Source organism: Photobacterium lutimaris (genome assembly GCF_003025555.1).
GTDB classification, from domain to species: Bacteria; Pseudomonadota; Gammaproteobacteria; order Enterobacterales; family Vibrionaceae; genus Photobacterium; species Photobacterium lutimaris.
In genome coordinates this window covers 14,943-31,824 of record NZ_PYMH01000018.1, presented here as the reverse complement: position 1 = coordinate 31,824, position 16,882 = coordinate 14,943, and the positions used below count along the sequence as shown (strand labels likewise).

Below are 16,882 nucleotides of genomic sequence, written 5' to 3'. Positions count from 1 at the left end.
GCCGGTTTTAGCATTGGCCATGGTGCTCGGTGGAACGGCGTTGATCACAACGTCTGCTCCGGTGCAGGCATTCAATGATGTGTACGATTTTGATTCTGCCCAGCAGGAAAAAGATTTTCAGGAGCTAGCGGCAACCTTGCGTTGTCCGAAGTGCCAGAATAACAACATCGCTGATTCAAACGCGGCACTGGCACAGGACATGCGTCAGAAGACCTACGAACTGCTTCAGGAAGGGAAGAGTAAGCAGGATGTCGTGGACTACATGATTGCCCGCTACGGCAATTTCGTAACCTACAATCCACCGGTGATGGCCTCTACCTTGATCTTGTGGCTAGGTCCTCTGTTCTTTATCGTTGCTGGTTTCACTATTTTGGTGATGCGCTCGCGCAAAAGCACAGAAAAAGTGACGGACACCGAGCTAGAAGCCGATGAACAAGATCGCTTGAAAGCCCTGATGACGGAAATCGGCACTGATGCTGACAATGTTTCCAAGCAGACTAACCAAGACGGTAAGGTGAAATAATGACGATGTTTTGGGTAATTTCCGCCCTCTTGGTACTGGTCGCGATGGTCATTTTTGTCGTGCCAATGTATACCGGCAAAGAGCAAGATGAAGTCGCCAGCCGTGATGAGCTGAACAAAGCTTTCTTCAAAGATCGTATGGACGAACTGAAAGAAGAAAGCAGCGAAGGCTTGGTTGAAAACAAAGACGAACTCGTGGTTGAACTGCAGCAGTCGCTACTGGATGATGTACCAGCCAATACCGAACAGGCTAAAACCCAAGTCAGCACCACCATGCTGATCCCAGGGCTTATCCTGCTTGTTGGCGTAAGTTTTGGTATGTACATGAAAGTCGGTAGCCTGGATAAAGTTCAAGCATGGAACGAAACGGTAACCCGCCTGCCAGATCTCTCTCAGCGCTTGATGGATGAATCCAATCCGCTAAGCGATCAAGAGATGGACGACTTGACCTTGGCGTTGCGCACTCGTCTTCACAGCAATCCAGATGATGCAACAGGCTGGTTGCTGCTGGGCCGTATTGGCATGGCTAACCGTGATGCAGAAACGGCACAAGATGCGATGAGCCGTGCTTACCGCCTTGATCCGAACAACCCTGAAGTCATGCTGAGCTTTGGCCAGACCCTGATGATGATTGGCGATCCGGCGCAGAGTGAGCGTGCGCGTTTGCTGCTTCGTAGTGTGCTGCGTGTTGATCACACCAACATCCGCGCGTTGTCGCTATTGGCATTCGATTCATTCGAAGGTGGTAACTTCCAGCAGGCGATTAGCTACTGGCGTATGATGCAGCAGATCATCGGTGTCGATGATCCGCGTGCAGAGATGCTTGACCGCAGTATTGCCCGCGCCCAGTCACAACTGGATCGCGGAAAGAATACGGCTACGTCCGTATCGGTCACGGTAGATCTTGACCCATCCGTTGAATTGCCGGAGCAAGGCTTAGTGTTTGTGTCGGTTCATTCCGCTGACGGTGCACCGATGCCAGTAGCCGCACGACGTGTACCGCTATCGGCCTTTCCGTTCACCCTGACACTGGATGACAACGACAGCATGATCCCAGAACGTCCGATGACCTCGCTGCAGGATATGATCATCAAAGCCCGTATCGATACCGACGGCAACGTGATGACCCGTAACGGTGATTGGTACGGTCAGAGTGACGTCATTTCTTTAGGTGGCTCGACAAACGTATTGATAAATACAAAATATCAATAAAATCTTGCACTTGATGTGGTAGAGATGAGAAAGGCCAGATACTATTAGTATCTGGCCTTTTTTTTGGCCGCAAAGGATATTGCAAATATCAATCACCTTTAACCTGTAGTGAATAGTAAGCAGTGATGCCGGCTTTGTGTTCACAGTCGCTATTAATTTATGCTATCAATGAGCCGCTAGCATAAAACTGCTAGATGTTTACGGTTGACGGTATTAGTATTTAGCGCGGTTTCAGCCTGATATGCCATGGATAGAACATTGAACAAACACCTATTGCTACTTGCCATCTTATTGACCGTGACAGCGTGTGCCCAGTCTCCAGAGCAACGGTCCCCTGAAGAGCTGACGCCTAGCGACTTATCTACTGGTGACTTATCCTCTGGCGACTTATCTTCTGACGACTTATCTTCTGACGAATTGCTCTCAAGTAACGGTGAGCCATCTGTCGACGACATTGTTATCGCTGATGACTCGGCTATAGACGATGCCGACTACGACGAAGACTTAGCCGCCGTGCTGGAAGAGGTTGAGCAAGGCGAGGGTGGATATGGGGTACCGGGTGTGTACGATCCGTTTGAAGGCTTCAACCGGGCCATGTGGAACTTGAACTATGACTATCTGGATCCGTATTTAGCGCGTCCGGTGTCTTTGGCCTACGTCGATTACACGCCGTCTTTTATGCGAACAGGAATCAAGAACTTTCTTGCAAACCTGGATGAGCCAGCCAGCATGGTCAACAGCCTTCTGATGCTGAACGGCGAAGAGGCGGTACGCCACTTCAACCGTTTTTGGATCAACTCCACCTTTGGCGTCTTCGGTCTGATTGATATTGCGTCGGCGGCTGACATCCGTAAACCAGTCGACAAGCAGTTTGGCGATACCATGGGTAAATACGGCGTTGCCAACGGCCCGTACTTCATGTTCCCGGTTTACGGTCCTGTAACACTGCGTGAAGGTGCCGGTGATGTTGTCGACGGTCTATACCTGCCACTCAGCGCACTGAACTTTTGGCAGAGCCTAGGCAAGTGGGCGTTCGAAGGCATGGAAGACAGAGCCGCCTTGGTTAAGCAAGAAGCTATCTTGAAAGACTCGCCTGATGCGTACATCTTCACCCGCGATGCCTACATCCAGAACAAGAACTTCCGCGCCACCGGCGGCAACGTTGAGCTGCTAGAGCAGGACGACGAAGCGTATCTGGATGATTTTATGGATGAGATTGATGGGGAATGAACTGTATTATTGCCGTAATGATTCATCGAGATCGGATATGAAGGATGTGATAATATGCCACCTTCGATGCTAGTAGTGGTTTAAAGCATGTCTCGTGGTTTTAATAACAAATATCTGCGTTTTATATCGCAGGTAACTTTAGCTGTGGCCTCTTTTCCAATGAAGTGGGTATCGTTGCTTATACCTGTAGATAAAAAGATATGGGTTTTCGGTAATGCATATGGCTATAAAGATAACCCGAAATATGTATATGAGTTCTTATTAAAGAATGAAGACCACACGGTTAGGCCAATTTGGATATCAAAGAATAACGCAGTTTCAGATCATGGTATTCTCGGCGAAAGTTATTATTACTTAAGCCTAAAGGGACTGTATTATCAGTACCGTGCATCTGCTGCGCTATTGGCGACAGGAATGAATGATGTTGCCTCGTTTACATTAGGAAATAAACAAATTATTCAGTTGTGGCATGGCATTCCAATAAAAAAGTTGTTGTTAGATTCAGTCGAAACATCACCGATACCTCCACGCTTCAAGTATCTTAATAAAGTGTTTTTTCAGTTGCTAAAGAAAAAGTTGAATAGATATGGCATGGTTTGCGCTGTTAATGAACACAATCAGCATTGCTTGGCTCGAGCGTTTGGCTTACGTCTGGACAAAGTGAAGGTAACTGGCATGCCACGGCATGACGTTATTCTTGAATCTGCTAAGAATGCTGTTAAAAAAACAGAAAAAAGTAAGCGTATTCTTTATGCACCTACTTGGCATGCATCATTAGAAGATGCAAGGAACTGGTTGTCCCAAGTTCTTAATCCTGAACTTTTACATTATTGCCAATTGAATGGAATATCTGTGGATGTATCGATACACCCTTTAAATCAAGCATTAGCAACAGATACTTCACTCTTTCATGATGTAACATTGCTGCAGTGTGATGACATTAATGAACAATTAAAAAACTATGATTTACTGATTACCGATTATTCTAGCATTGCATTTGATTTTTCTATTTTAGGTCGCCCGGTGATTTTTTCGTGTGCTGAAATTGAAAAGTATGCAAAAGAACGTGGTATTTATGAAGATTTCATATCTTTATTACATGAGCAAAATGCAACAGGTAAATCACTGATTGAAAAAATTGATGATAGTTTAATGGATGGGCGAAAAGTTGCATCAATATATGATTATCCTCAATTAGGTAAAGCTCGAAGCAAAGTTATTGAAGAAGTAAAAAAATTAATATGAAGAAGCTATTATTTGCAATTAATGTTGGATGGTATTACGATTTGCATTGGCAAGAAAGGGTCAAATCCGATATGACAGAGGGCTTTGAGACTCACCTATGTATGTCTAAGCCAACGAACCCAACAGAACCTAATATGCATAGTTTGTCATTGACGCGTTCTTCTGTTGGCTTGTTGGATAACCTGACCACGTTCTATCAAGCGCTAAAGATTTTCAACAAGATAAAGCCTGATACTATCCATTCGGTGACCATCAAACCAAATATCATGTTCGGATTAATTGCTTTGTTTGCAAGGCTACCTATTTTTCTGACGATTCCGGGCATGGGGTCGATGTTTAGCCAAAATACGTTCAAAAGTAAGGTGATTGCAAAAGCTATTTTAGCCATATACCGCTTGGTTGGAAAAAACCGCCAATCAGTGTTTATTTTCGAGAATAAAACAGATCTGCAGACGTTCGTTGACCAAAAAATTTGCTCAGAAGTGAACGCGGTGACTGTTCCTGGCTCTGGTGTCAATATCGATGAGTACTCTGCTCCAGAGCTAGATACCACCCCACAGCCACTGAAGTTGCTTTTTGCAGCGCGTCTTCTTGAAGGGAAGGGGCTGCGTGAACTTGTTGAAGCGACTCAAAACGTGAAAGCAAGCGGCATTGATGTGGTGCTGAACGTTGCAGGTATTATCGATGATGATAGCAATGAATCTATTCCATTGTCGCAGTTAGAAGAGTGGCATCAGCAAGGAAAAGTGAATTGGATGGGGCAGATTAATGGCGGGATGCAAGAGGTTATTGCTGCCAATGATGTCATCGTGCTTCCAACACGCTATGGCGAAGGTCTTCCTCGAATTCTGATTGAAGCGAATGCGTGCAGACGTCCTGTCATCACGACCGATATTGGTGGCTGTAGGGATTTTGTTATCAATGGTGAAACTGGTATACTTGTACAAATTTGTGATCTAAAAGCATTAGAAGACGCGATTAAAAAATTAAGTGATCGTGAGTACTGTGCAGGGCTTGGTGAGTATGGAAGGCGACGTGTTGAAGCTTTTTATACTGATAAGCATGTGATTGATAGCTATATCGAGGTTTATAAGCCTCATCGTTAAGTAGTGAGTATACAATGCGGGTGATTACATTCGGTACCTTTGACGTATTTCATATTGGTCATGTGAATATTTTAGAACGAGCAAAGGAGTTAGGAGACTACTTGATTGTGGGTGTTTCCACTGATGACTTGAATTTTTATAAAAAACAGCGCTACCCTATATATAACGAAAGAAGCCGAGCACAAATCGTAAATGCTATTCATTGTGTTGATGAGGTTTTTTTTGAAGAGTCATTGGAATTGAAGCGCGAATATATCCTCGAGCATAAAGCTGACATTTTAGTGATGGGCGATGATTGGAAAGGAAAGTTCGATGAATTTTGCGATATTTGCCAAGTGGTTTACCTTCCGAGAACAGCTGAAGTCTCGACTACGGAAATCATTAAAACCGTACGTGATAACATAGAATAAATAACATGATTGAAAAAAGCGTTTTATCTCGGCATGCATATGTTTTATATACACTTGCACATTTGAAACAAAAAGCTAATGTCCGAGGTACATTTTTAGGCTATCTTTGGTGGTTTATTGAGCCAATGATGTTAATCGCCTTGTATAGCTACGTAGTGGGTGTGATTTTTGGTCATTCTGGTATCGACCGAATTTTAATGATAGCCATTGGTGTGACACTTTGGAAATGGTGGAGTACATCATTAAGTTCTGCGACAACGTCGTTCAGAAGGTATAAAGGTATTGTAACTCAAGTTAAAATGCCATTACCAATATTGCCATCATCGGAAGTATTTGGTCAAACGTATTTGTTTACATTTGGATACCTATTACTTCAGGCTGTGCTTTTATGTTTAGGTTATATTCCTGATGTAATGGCTTTACTCTATACGATGATTATTAGCCAAATTACAATTACAGCATTATCTTTAGGTTTAGCTATCCTAAATGTATTTGTTAGGGATACCGCTTTTCTTGTGGGTTTTGGTTTGAGAATTTTATTTTATATTACACCAATTATTTACTCGCGAGAACGTGTTCCTGAGAATTATCAAATATTAGTGGACCTTAATCCGTTTGCTCATTTAATTGAATACTTTAATAATGCGTTGATTTTTACAGATAAAGTAAATTACTCGACGATGACTCTTGCGCTAGTTTTTTCAATTTGTGCACTAACTAGCTTGATTGCACTGTGTAAAAAGATATCACCAGCTATTGTAAGGAATGTATGATGCAGCGTAATAAAGTTGTAGAGTTGCAGAATGTTGCCTTTGAATACACAGCTGCAAAAAGTTACTCGCTGAAAAAATTGTTTCTTTCAAAGTATGAAAGAGAAAAGGTGTCAATAGAGTCGAATTCATTCAGAAAGTCAGCTTTGTCTGAGGTTAACCTCTCATTTTATGAAGGCGATATTGTCGGTATTGTTGGCAGAAATGGTGCTGGAAAATCAACTTTGTGTAAAGTTCTGTCGGGGGTATTAAAGCCAACAGACGGTAAGTTCATTTCAGATATACAAATCGGTGCACTTCTGTCGCTTAACTCTTTTTTTTCTCGTGAACTAAGCGGTCTAGATAATATATATTTGTCAGGGGCGTTACTAGGAAAGAACAAGAAAGAGATAGAATCAAAAATAAAAGATATTATTGAGTTCTCTGAATTAGATGAGTCAATTGAAAAACCTGTTGAAACATACTCAAGCGGTATGGTCTCTCGTTTAGCTTTTTCAGTTGCGACATCATTTAGAAGTGATATTTTGATTATCGATGAAGTCCTCAGTGTTGGTGATAAATACTTTAGAGCGAAGTGTTTGAAAAGAATGGATGAAATAATAAAAGATTCGAAGCTAATCATTGTTGTTTCACACTCTGATTCAGATATACGTCGGATGTGTAATAGAGCTGTTTATTTAGATAAAGGCAAAGTTATTCTTGATGGCAGTGTTGAAGACGTTCTTGAGATGTATAAATAATGGCAAAATATTCTATAATTGTACCTGCATACAATGTTGAAGTAGAGATTGAGCGCTGCATTCAATCTATCTTTGAGCAGGATTATAGTGATTTAGAGGTCATTGTTGTTGATGATTGCTCCACGGATAACACTCTTAAAGTACTAGAAAGTCTACTTGATAAGTGGAGTTTTAAACTAATAAAGCTATCTACTAACCAAGGATTGGCAAATGCTAGAAATGTAGGTTTTGCTGAGGTGTCTAGCGAGTTTGTTCTATTTATAGATAGCGATGATTACTTACAGCCAGGGTTATTAACTCATTTTGAGCAGTATAGTGACTATGATGTGTTAGTTTATAACCACCAAAGAGTATGGGCTGATGGTAAAGTTGCCATAAATCTTAAGTCAGATTTGCTTTTGGACTTGTCACATACTGTTATTAGTAAGCTAGACACTGATAAAAAGCGTGCATTATTCAAAAATTTGAATGTTGCTTGGAATAAATGCTACTCAGTTTTATTTTTGAATAATTTCGCATTGTCATTTGAAGATGGTTATTATGAAGATATAACATTTAATTATAAAGTATTAGCTTTAGCAAACAATATTCAGGTTACAGATTATATTGGAATTAATTATTATCAAAGAGATGGTTCAATTCTAAACTCTAAAAGTAATAAGCATAAAGATATAACTCTACAGTATAGACGATTATTTGAGTACTTTGTTAATAATAATGAAATAGACTCAGGGTATAAATCTTCGGTGTATATTATTTTTATCGAACATGTATTCAATTTAATGGTTAAACAAAACTATCGTTTAACAACCCTAGCGACTAAAAAAATAAAAAGTGAGTTTATAATGTTAACCCAGAGGTATGAATTCACTGGTAAACTTCCTAAGCCCATTTTTATAAAGAAGGGCTTTATTAAATATTGTCCGTATTTTATGTTGGGAGTTTTATCGAAGGCGATTCTGATAGGTATACAGCTAAAGAGGCGTCTATTTTGATTAATTCATATATTGAAAGGTTGCTTCTTTTACCAAAGTATATTTTGTATAAAATATTCTTGTTTGTTCTTCCCGTAAAAAATGATGTGGTTGCTTTTGAAGCATATTGGGGTAAAGGCTATTCTTGTAACCCTAAAGCAATTTCTGATTTTTTAGAGTCGTTCGATAATATAAAAAGAGTTTGGTTCTTTACTCAATTGCCTTCTGAAATTAATGAAGGAATTATACCGGTAAAGAAATTCTCATTAAAATATTTTTACTACTTGGCTGTTAGTGGCTGTTTTATTTCTAACGCGAATCATCCTAATTTTTTTACAAAACGTAAAGGAGTCGTTTTTGTTCAAACGAAACATGGCACTCCATTAAAAAAGATGGGAATAGATGAGCTTGAAACAAAACAAAGCTCAGAATCGGCTTATAAAGCGCTAGAGAATCGATGTAACAATTGGGACTATGTCATCTCATCAAACAAATTTTCAACGGTTCAATGGAAGTCATCATTTCCGTTTGACTATAAAATATTAGAAACAGGGTATCCAAGGAATGATCTTCTGTTTAACTATTCCTCAGCGGATATTGAAAAAGTAAAGGAAAATTTAGGTATTGATGTATCTGATAGTCGAAAAATAATACTATTCATGCCAACATTTCGTGAATACCATGAAAAGCCTGAATATTATATTGATTTTAATGATTTGGCAGATAAGGTTTCATTGGAATATATTATATTAGTACGAGCACATTATTTTAATGATGGAATGTCTAATATTCCTAGTTTGCCTAGTGTTTTAGATGTTACTTTATATCCAAATGTTGAAGAGCTCTACCTTATTACAGATGTTATGGTGACTGACTATTCATCCAGTATGTTTGATTATGCTTGTTTAAAACGAGATACTATCCTCTATGTTCCTGACTATAATGAGTACAGTGAAAAAAGAGGGTTAAATTTCGATATCACTGCAGACGCACCTGGGCTGATCGTTTATAATTATGAAGATTTGATTAAATCATTGACGGAAAAAAGTTATAATAACGCTGATCAAAAGCTTCAGGCTAAGAAATTCAATCTTAAGTTTTGTAACTTTGATGACGGTCAAGCCAGTAGACGCGTTGCTGAGCAAGTATTTAAATACATTATAACTGATATAAAATAATCAGCTGAATATCTAATTTGGTTAAATAATGAAAAAGATTCAAAATATCAAAAAACTATACTCATTAGCGAAAGAGTATAATAAAAATAAAGCGTTCAATATGCGTAAATCCTCATATGAGGCAAGCTTGATTGATCCTTTCTTATTACCAAATACAGTTACTTATGGTGAGAATAAGTTCTCAATAATTTCAGCTGTTTATGGTGTTGAAAAATACCTTGATAAGTATATTTCAACACTTGTTAAGCAGTCATTGTCATTTTTAAACAATATTGAACTTATTCTAGTCGATGATGGTTCTGTTGATGGTTCAGCTGATATTTGTAAGAAGTGGGCTGAAAAGTTTCCAAATAATATAATTTATCATCGCAAAGAAAACGGTGGGCAAGCGTCTGCTAGAAATGAAGGCTTGGAACTTGCTAGCCACGATTGGGTAACTTTTATTGATCCTGATGATTTTGTCGATCAACATTATTTTGAGAATGTTGATGATTTTTTAATTCGAAATAAAGGTGATGACATTTCTTTAGTGTGTTCTAATTTTATTTTCTTCATTGAGAATGAATATGCTTATAAAGATAATCACCCCTTAAAATATAGGTTCACTCAAGGTGAACGTATTATAAAATTTAATAAATCCTTCTCTGACATACAAATGTCAGCTAGCGCTGCATTCTTTAAAAAATCGCTAATATCAGATCTTAAGTTCGAGCTAGTTAAACCAGACTTTGAAGATGCGTTGTTTGTTGCAAAATATATACTAAACAATAGTGATTCTAAAGCGGTATTCTTGCCTAAAGTAAAGTACTTTTATCGTAAGAGAGAGGACTCATCCTCAACGCTTGATACCGTATGGAAAAAAGATGAAAAGTATTCAGCTGTAATTAAAGATGGATATCTTAATCTAGTAAATTATGCATTGGAGCAAGTTGGATATGTTCCTAATTGGTTACAAGTAACTTTGGTTTATGCGACCTCTTGGTATGTAAAGTATTTTCATCAGAATCATAGTCGCCAGTCAAGCGTAACTCCTGAACTTCAGGTTGAATGCCTAACCCTTCTTCGAGATTTATATCGTCATATTGATAGAGATATTATTTTAAGCATTAAACAACCTTCAATCGGTTTATTCTGGTTGTCTGGGATTTGTAACCTGCTTAAGTGCTCTAATTTTGAACCAAATAATGTTATTGTTGCTGATTTTGATCCACTGTATAAATTAATTTGCCTGAAGTTTAACTCTAGTTCAGACTTAAATACAATCACCTTCTATTCAGCGGGTGAGGAGGTTGAGTCTCAGTTCTATAAGTGCCAGAAGAAGGAAATTTTTGGGGATACTTTTGTATATGAGCATACTTGTTGGGTGGAGTTACTCGACGGTAATGAATTGAAAGTCTATAACACTAACAAAGAGCAAATTAATTTATTATTAGACGGTTTAACTTTTTCAAGTATAACCAATTCAACTATATTGGCTAAACGTTTAAAATTACCAAAACATGCCAATAGAAATATTGTAACGAAGTTGTATCGTAATTTAGCAAAAAGCACAAGGTATACCAACAGATATAAAAATGCTTGGTTGTTGATGGATCGCGACATACAAGCTGATGATAATGCAGAGCATTTATACCGTTTCATGATGAACTCTCATGTCAAAGAGAATTTTTATTTTGTATTGAGAAAAAATTCACATGATTGGAACAGACTTTCTAGTGAAGGTTTTAATCTTATCGAGTTTGGATCTCTTGATCATATAATGGCGATGCTAAATGCTGACTTTTTGATTAGCTCGCATGCCGATAGGTATGTTACGAATTTACTTAATAGCTCTTTTTATAGTGACTTGTTAAAATTCAAGTTCATATTCCTGCAGCATGGAGTTACAAAAGATGACCTGTCTGAATGGCTGAACTCAAAAAATATAAGGCAATTTATTTGTGCTGCGAAACCTGAGTATGAATCGATCTCAGGTATGAAAACAAATTATAAGTTTACTGAATATGATACGGCCTTGACAGGCTTTCCTCGCCATGATTCTCTCTTGTCATATAATAATCAACAGTCAAGAAAAATTGTCATTATGCCTACGTGGAGACAGAATTTAGTTGGCTATTCTACATCTACTTCAAATATAAGAGAAAAAAATAACAGCTTCGAGCAATCAGACTACTATAAAACTTGGATGAGCTTTCTTAGGTCACCTAGATTGATGAAGATTGTCAGTGAGTATAATTACGAATTGATATTTTTCCCTCATGCTAATGTACAAGCATATTTTAAGTCGCACTCAATTGATGGTGTGAAAATTTTAGGGCATGATGATATAAAGAGTATTCAAATGCTCTTTGGTGATTCAGCCCTAATGATAACAGATTATTCTTCTGTTGCCTTTGAGTCTGCATACTTACGAAAGTCTATTTTGTACTATCAATTCGATAGAGACGAATTTTTTGGTGGGGGACATGTTTACCAACCTGGTTACTTTGATTACATTCGTGATGGATTTGGTCCTGTGTGTGTAGATGAGGCTTCGATACTAGATCAAATTGAAAGTTTAGTAAAAAATAACTGTGAGCCGTTATCTCCATACCGGGAAAGAATCGAACAGTTCTTTCCTTTTAGAGATGGTAAGTGTTCAGAGCGTGTTTATGAATTAATTAGAAAGTCATAATAGCTTTAATTCTATAAATAGAAAACCAGCATAATTGCTGGTTTTTTAATGCTAGTAAAAAATAAAGATTATTTCTCTCGACCTATTTCATTTTATCTAAGATAAATTTACCAACTACATCAGCACCATCTTTGGAAAAGTGGCGGTTATCAGAATAAACTGGTTTATTTTCATCAGTTATGATGCGACATTTATCTTTAGCACAAAGCGTCTCGTTGGGATCAATGTAAACTAAATTATTGTATTGACTAGATAACTGTTTAATTACATTATTAATTTTTATGTCACTAGATTTCTGCCACTTTTCGCAATCATTTTCATTCAACTTTGCTAAAAGTGGAAGTGAGCTTTTTGCTTGACACTGGAAAACATTATAGCTACTTCCTTGTGTACTTCCGAGGATGTAGCCTTTACTGTCATCCCCTACGATTTCAGAAAGAGATTTTAAATAATTGTTTATTTGCTCTTCTGACTCTTCAGGTTCAAGAGTGATATTATCATCTTGCTTTGATTTTAGGTTTTTCGTATTCAGCCAGTTTTGGCCAATGACTAGATCTGCTTCGGGGTATTCAGAAGCAGCTTTCTTTAGATTATCTAGTCTATTTATGCATCTCTCTCTCAAAGAGTGGTGCCAAACCGTATAATATCTCTCATTAGAGAAGCAACCATCTTGAAAAATACCTATGAAATTAATCTTATTTTCGTTAAAAAAACACCAAATTGCCTTGAATAGCTGTCTCCAGATAGAATAATAGGTGTTTTCTTATCATCTATATTGTAATGTTTAACACCTTGGGCTATTCCCGCTCAACCATAGTATTTGCTATGATATTCTTTAGCCGTTAACTTATATTTATCATCAACGCGGTTACCAGCGCCATCCAGCTGATATAAAATGCGAATAGCATTGAAACAGATAGAGCTCCAGCGATCTTGCTAATGCTGTATTTTCTATTTTCAACTAATCTATATGAAATAATGGCTAGCGATAGTGTAATTACTATATGTTCAACAAAGTTGCGCTTGATTGTACTGCTTCCAGTTCGTGATTTTCCGATGCGGTTTGCTCATGGTGTTATTCCCAAAATAAGTGCTTATGGGATCAGATCACCGATACTTCATAAGGTTCAATCGATTTGTTCAACAACGCCCCTACACCCCCCCCAGGTAGCCATTGGTGGTTAAAATGAAATATGATAACAGTTAGTACTGCAATTGCTCTTAAACCATTTATATCTTTTCTAAATTTCACTGCTTTTCCATTAAATTCAATTGATTATAGTAAATAACTCAGATTTTAGGCATATACCCAGTCGGCGCTTCAAGCAATATCCGTTTAATGCACTCATAATCATAGTCATGACAGCAGATATCTAGTTCTTTTAGGATGATATCCATTTCATTCCATGAGAGTTTATCTTCTGCAGCGGTCATGATTTTAGGGTGATCAGTACCTTCTACATTCTCACCAATCAATAGTTCTTCATAGAGTTTTTCACCTGGTCGTAACCCAGTGAAAATGATTTCAATGTCACCATCTGACTCTATGCCTTGTTCAGTTATCTTTTCTGTTACACCCATCAGGTTGATCATTCGTTTTGCCAGGTCAAGAATTTTTACTGGTTGGCCCATGTCTAATACAAATACTTGACCATTCATTCCCATGGCACCGGCCTGAATGACCAACTGTGCGGCTTCAGGAATTATCATGAAATAGCGAATGATATCTGGGTGGGTGACGGTGACGGGGCCGCCTTTTCGGATCTGCTCTCTGAATAGAGGAACAACAGAACCTGACGAGCCTAGTACATTGCCAAAGCGTACCATGGTGAAAGTCGTGCTCGACTGTTTGTCGGCAAGGGCTTGAAGAACCAACTCTGCCATTCGCTTGCTGGCCCCCATAATATTGGTTGGGCGTACGGCTTTATCGGTTGAGATTAAGGTAAAGTTCTCTACCCCAGACTCAATGGCAGCCTCGGCAACCATCAAGGTACCAAAGACATTGTTACGGATCCCTTCAACAATATTGTCTTCGACAATGGGTACATGTTTATAAGCCGCAGCATGATAAATTGTCTCTATCTTGAAATTTTCAATGAGTTTCTTAACTCGGTTCTTATTTTGAACTGAGCCAAGTGCACTCACGACAATGCAGTCAAGTTTGCGGTGTTTTACTGTTGCGCTTATCTCTCGTTCGATTTGATAAAGGTTATGTTCATTAAGTTCAAACAAGATGATCAGCTTAGGACCTTGAAGTACAATTTGGCGGCACATCTCTGAGCCAATAGAGCCGCCTGCGCCAGTGACCAGAATACTTTTATCTGTGATATTTTTGGCGATCAATGCTTTGTTCGGCTCCACAGGGGGGCGTCCTAGCAAGTCAACAATATCCAAATCCCTAATTTCGGTTAAACGTGCCTTACCAGCGGCAATATCTTCGACTGAGGGTACTGATTGGACTTCGATAGGCCATGATTGAACCTTATTGAGTAGTCGTAAACGAGCACCGATCTTAATGTTGTTGATAGCCATTAGCAGCTTAACGGGTTCGTAGAGCGCCTGAAGCCTGTCAAACTCGCTGCTATGGTGAACGCGAAGACCAAAGATGATTTGCCCTACTTTTGTTTTATCGTCATCGAGAATAACAACAGGATGGTATTCCTGGCCATGGATCAGTGCGTAAGCTAATTCTCGTCCCGTTGCACCTGCACCGTAAACAAAGACATTGGGTTTTTTGCGACGGTAATAGTAGTAATAAACTGTTTTGATCAGCACGCGAGGAGCGCCGAGTGTGACAATAGCCAGCAAGGCATAAATCATCGGAACGCTGCGAGGCACAAACGAGTGAAAGAAGAAACTCGATAAGGCAAGGATAACGGCTGAGGAGACGACAGCTAAGACAATATGCCCGATAGCTGGCAGCATGATATAGCGAAGGATAGCACGATACATGCCAAGTTTGGCAAAAACCAAAATGGTGATAAACGTTGTTAGGACTATGCTGGCATATTCTTGAATACCCAGAGAAAAGTCCCAAGTCCCTAAACGCAGTGCGTTTGCTGCATAGAGAGAGAAGGCAACAGCAAAGATATCATAAGTAATGGTAATGATACGTTTGTTATAGCGCTTAGCATAGAATAGAGATTTGAGAATGCGTATCATGAGATGGCTTCAGTGTAGCTTTACAGCATTTTAGTATTATTGAGTAATTAAGGTTATCACACACCTTCAAAGCATACCTATGATGTGTCGACCTCTTTTGTAATAATTTTATTTTTTTAGCTAGATAGGTACTTTTTTGAGCAAGGTTATCGTGACAGGTGCAACAGGATTTTTAGGTAAACAGCTCATTCCTGTATGTACAGAGCGGGGGTACAAGGTATACCCAGTTCAACGCCAGGCTACGGCTTCCCCTGAAATCATTGTGATGGATATTGCGCCTGACTCAAACTGGCACCCTCACTTAGATAATGTGGATGTCATCATTCACTGCGCTGGGCGTGCCCATGTGATGAGTGAGTCTGCAGTGGATCCTATTACAGAGTACCGTGAGGTAAACACAGCCGGTACATTGCAACTGGCCGCCCAAGCTGCAGAAGCTGGTGTAAAGCGCTTCATCTTTATTAGCAGTATTAAAGTTAATGGTGAGGCGACAGAGCCAGGGCGGGCTTTCACGACAAATGTAGAGCATGCGCCTGAAGATCCTTACGGTCTCAGCAAATACGAGGCTGAACTGGGTTTACGTCAGCTTGCAGCGCAAACAGGGATGGAAGTCGTCATTATCCGTCCACCTTTAGTTTATGGCCCAGGTGTCAAAGCCAACTTTGCATCACTGATCAAGTTGGCAGGCAAAGGATTACCGTTGCCATTAGGTGCGGTTCAAAACCTGCGCAGCATGGTTTTTGTGGGCAACCTGATTGATTTGATTGTCACCTGCATCAGCAACCCCAACGCAGCCAATAAGACGTTTTTGGCCTCAGACGACGATGATCTTTCAACGACCCGGCTGCTTGAAGAGCTTGCCTATGCGATGAATAAGCCGAGTCGCTTGTTGCCCGTCCCTTCATCATGGCTGCTAACCTTGACGAAATTGATTGGCAAGCCTGCCATTGGTCAGCGCTTGTGTGGTAACCTTCAGCTCGATATCAGTCATACCAAGTCATGCTTGGGTTGGACGCCGCCATACAGTGTGGCCGAGGGGCTGAAACAGACCGTAACTGATGAGAGCCGACAGAAGTAGTATGCAATCTCCATTAATCCGTTTCTTAGACCGCTTTTTTGCCTTGTGTGGGTTGATTTGCCTCGCGCCCGTATTTGCAATCGTTTATGTACTTGGCAAGCGTGATACCGGCCAGCCTATTTTTCGTCAAGAGCGTGTCGGCAAAGCTCAAAAGCCGTTTATCTTAGTGAAGTTCCGCACCATGCCGGTAGCAACTGCGTCGGTAGCGACTCACCTTGTTGATGCCAGTTCAGTGACTAAGCTGGGTGATTTCTTGCGCAAAACCAAGCTTGATGAGTTGCCTCAGCTGATCAACGTCGTTAAAGGTGAAATGAGCCTGGTTGGTCCTCGTCCGTGTTTGTTTAATCAAACTGAACTCATTGAAGCGCGTCAGCAGCGAGGCGTGCTGGATGTTTTACCCGGGATCACCGGCTTGGCCCAGATCAATGGGGTAGACATGTCGACCCCGGTGAAGCTGGCCGACATGGATCGTGAAATGATTCAAACCTTCAACCTGAAGGCGTACTTTGCTTATATCCTGCAGACGGCGATTGGCCGTGGGGCAGGGGACAGAGTAAAAAACAGTAACTCCTGATTATTTA

At 39.8% G+C, this 16,882-nt stretch carries 15 protein-coding genes and 1 pseudogene; 13 read left to right on the top strand and 3 right to left on the bottom strand.

Annotation, left to right across the window (positions count from 1 at the left end; all coding sequences use genetic code 11):
• The first annotated feature begins 19 nt into the window (after nucleotides 1–19).
• From C9I99_RS24330 to C9I99_RS24280, 11 genes are all read left to right on the top strand, one after another.
• The gene (locus C9I99_RS24330) at nucleotides 20–523 is read left to right on the top strand and encodes a cytochrome c-type biogenesis protein (protein ID WP_107351477.1); all 504 of its coding nucleotides are present in this window, start codon (nucleotides 20–22) and stop codon (nucleotides 521–523) included.
• Nucleotides 523–1,734 carry a c-type cytochrome biogenesis protein CcmI gene (gene ccmI / locus C9I99_RS24325; protein ID WP_107351420.1) on the top strand — a complete coding sequence of 404 codons (1,212 nt, stop codon included), beginning with the start codon at nucleotides 523–525 and terminating at the stop codon, nucleotides 1,732–1,734. The genes C9I99_RS24330 and ccmI overlap by 1 nt, the downstream gene beginning before the upstream one ends.
• Before the next feature lie 258 nt (nucleotides 1,735–1,992).
• A complete protein-coding gene (locus C9I99_RS24320; RefSeq protein WP_243734542.1) occupies nucleotides 1,993–2,964 on the top strand; it encodes an MlaA family lipoprotein in 972 nt (323 codons plus the stop codon).
• A gap of 87 nt (nucleotides 2,965–3,051) precedes the next feature.
• Nucleotides 3,052–4,209, top strand: coding sequence for a CDP-glycerol glycerophosphotransferase family protein (locus C9I99_RS24315; RefSeq protein ID WP_107351418.1), 1,158 nt, complete (start codon nucleotides 3,052–3,054; stop codon nucleotides 4,207–4,209).
• The gene (locus C9I99_RS24310) at nucleotides 4,206–5,315 is read left to right on the top strand and encodes a glycosyltransferase family 4 protein (protein WP_107351417.1); all 1,110 of its coding nucleotides are present in this window, start codon (nucleotides 4,206–4,208) and stop codon (nucleotides 5,313–5,315) included. The genes C9I99_RS24315 and C9I99_RS24310 overlap by 4 nt, the downstream gene beginning before the upstream one ends.
• Nucleotides 5,316–5,329: 14 nt before the next feature.
• Entirely contained in the window at nucleotides 5,330–5,725 is a 396-nt protein-coding gene (locus C9I99_RS24305; protein WP_107351416.1) for an FAD synthase family protein, read from the top strand.
• Between the two features lie 5 nt (nucleotides 5,726–5,730).
• Nucleotides 5,731–6,498: an ABC transporter permease gene (locus tag C9I99_RS24300; RefSeq protein WP_107351415.1), complete on the top strand. Its 768-nt coding sequence runs from the start codon at nucleotides 5,731–5,733 to the stop codon at nucleotides 6,496–6,498.
• Entirely contained in the window at nucleotides 6,495–7,235 is a 741-nt protein-coding gene (locus C9I99_RS24295; RefSeq protein ID WP_243734540.1) for an ABC transporter ATP-binding protein, read from the top strand. Before C9I99_RS24300 ends, C9I99_RS24295 begins: the two co-directional genes overlap by 4 nt.
• On the top strand, nucleotides 7,235–8,230 hold the full coding sequence (locus C9I99_RS24290) for a glycosyltransferase family 2 protein (RefSeq protein WP_107351413.1): 996 nt from the start codon (nucleotides 7,235–7,237) through the stop codon (nucleotides 8,228–8,230). Before C9I99_RS24295 ends, C9I99_RS24290 begins: the two co-directional genes overlap by 1 nt.
• Nucleotides 8,227–9,387 carry a CDP-glycerol glycerophosphotransferase family protein gene (locus C9I99_RS24285; RefSeq protein ID WP_166645441.1) on the top strand — a complete coding sequence of 387 codons (1,161 nt, stop codon included), beginning with the start codon at nucleotides 8,227–8,229 and terminating at the stop codon, nucleotides 9,385–9,387. Before C9I99_RS24290 ends, C9I99_RS24285 begins: the two co-directional genes overlap by 4 nt.
• A 28-nt stretch (nucleotides 9,388–9,415) precedes the next feature.
• Entirely contained in the window at nucleotides 9,416–12,061 is a 2,646-nt protein-coding gene (locus C9I99_RS24280) for a bifunctional glycosyltransferase/CDP-glycerol:glycerophosphate glycerophosphotransferase (protein WP_107351411.1), read from the top strand.
• 82 nt (nucleotides 12,062–12,143) lie between these two features.
• Here the strand turns inward: C9I99_RS24280 and C9I99_RS24275 are convergent, their stop codons facing one another.
• From C9I99_RS24275 to C9I99_RS24270, 3 genes and pseudogenes are all read right to left on the bottom strand, one after another.
• Nucleotides 12,144–12,806: an SGNH hydrolase domain-containing protein gene (locus C9I99_RS24275; protein ID WP_476742304.1), complete on the bottom strand. Its 663-nt coding sequence runs from the start codon at nucleotides 12,804–12,806 to the stop codon at nucleotides 12,144–12,146.
• 405 nt (nucleotides 12,807–13,211) lie between these two features.
• Nucleotides 13,212–13,313 (bottom strand): annotated as a pseudogene (locus C9I99_RS27485) (acyltransferase family protein); the annotation flags it as partial.
• 38 nt (nucleotides 13,314–13,351) lie between these two features.
• Entirely contained in the window at nucleotides 13,352–15,223 is a 1,872-nt protein-coding gene (locus tag C9I99_RS24270; protein WP_107351409.1) for a polysaccharide biosynthesis protein, read from the bottom strand.
• 136 nt (nucleotides 15,224–15,359) lie between these two features.
• On the opposite strand from C9I99_RS24270, the gene C9I99_RS24265 reads away from it, so the two are divergent.
• Together C9I99_RS24265 and C9I99_RS24260 are read left to right on the top strand one after the other, a co-directional pair.
• Complete coding sequence (locus tag C9I99_RS24265) at nucleotides 15,360–16,301, top strand: UDP-glucose 4-epimerase family protein (RefSeq protein ID WP_243734538.1); 942 nt, start codon at nucleotides 15,360–15,362, stop codon at nucleotides 16,299–16,301.
• Nucleotide 16,302: 1 nt separating this feature from the next.
• Nucleotides 16,303–16,875 (top strand): sugar transferase, encoded by a 573-nt coding sequence (locus C9I99_RS24260; RefSeq protein ID WP_107351407.1) that lies wholly within the window; start codon nucleotides 16,303–16,305, stop codon nucleotides 16,873–16,875.
• The last annotated feature ends 7 nt before the right edge of the window (nucleotides 16,876–16,882 follow it).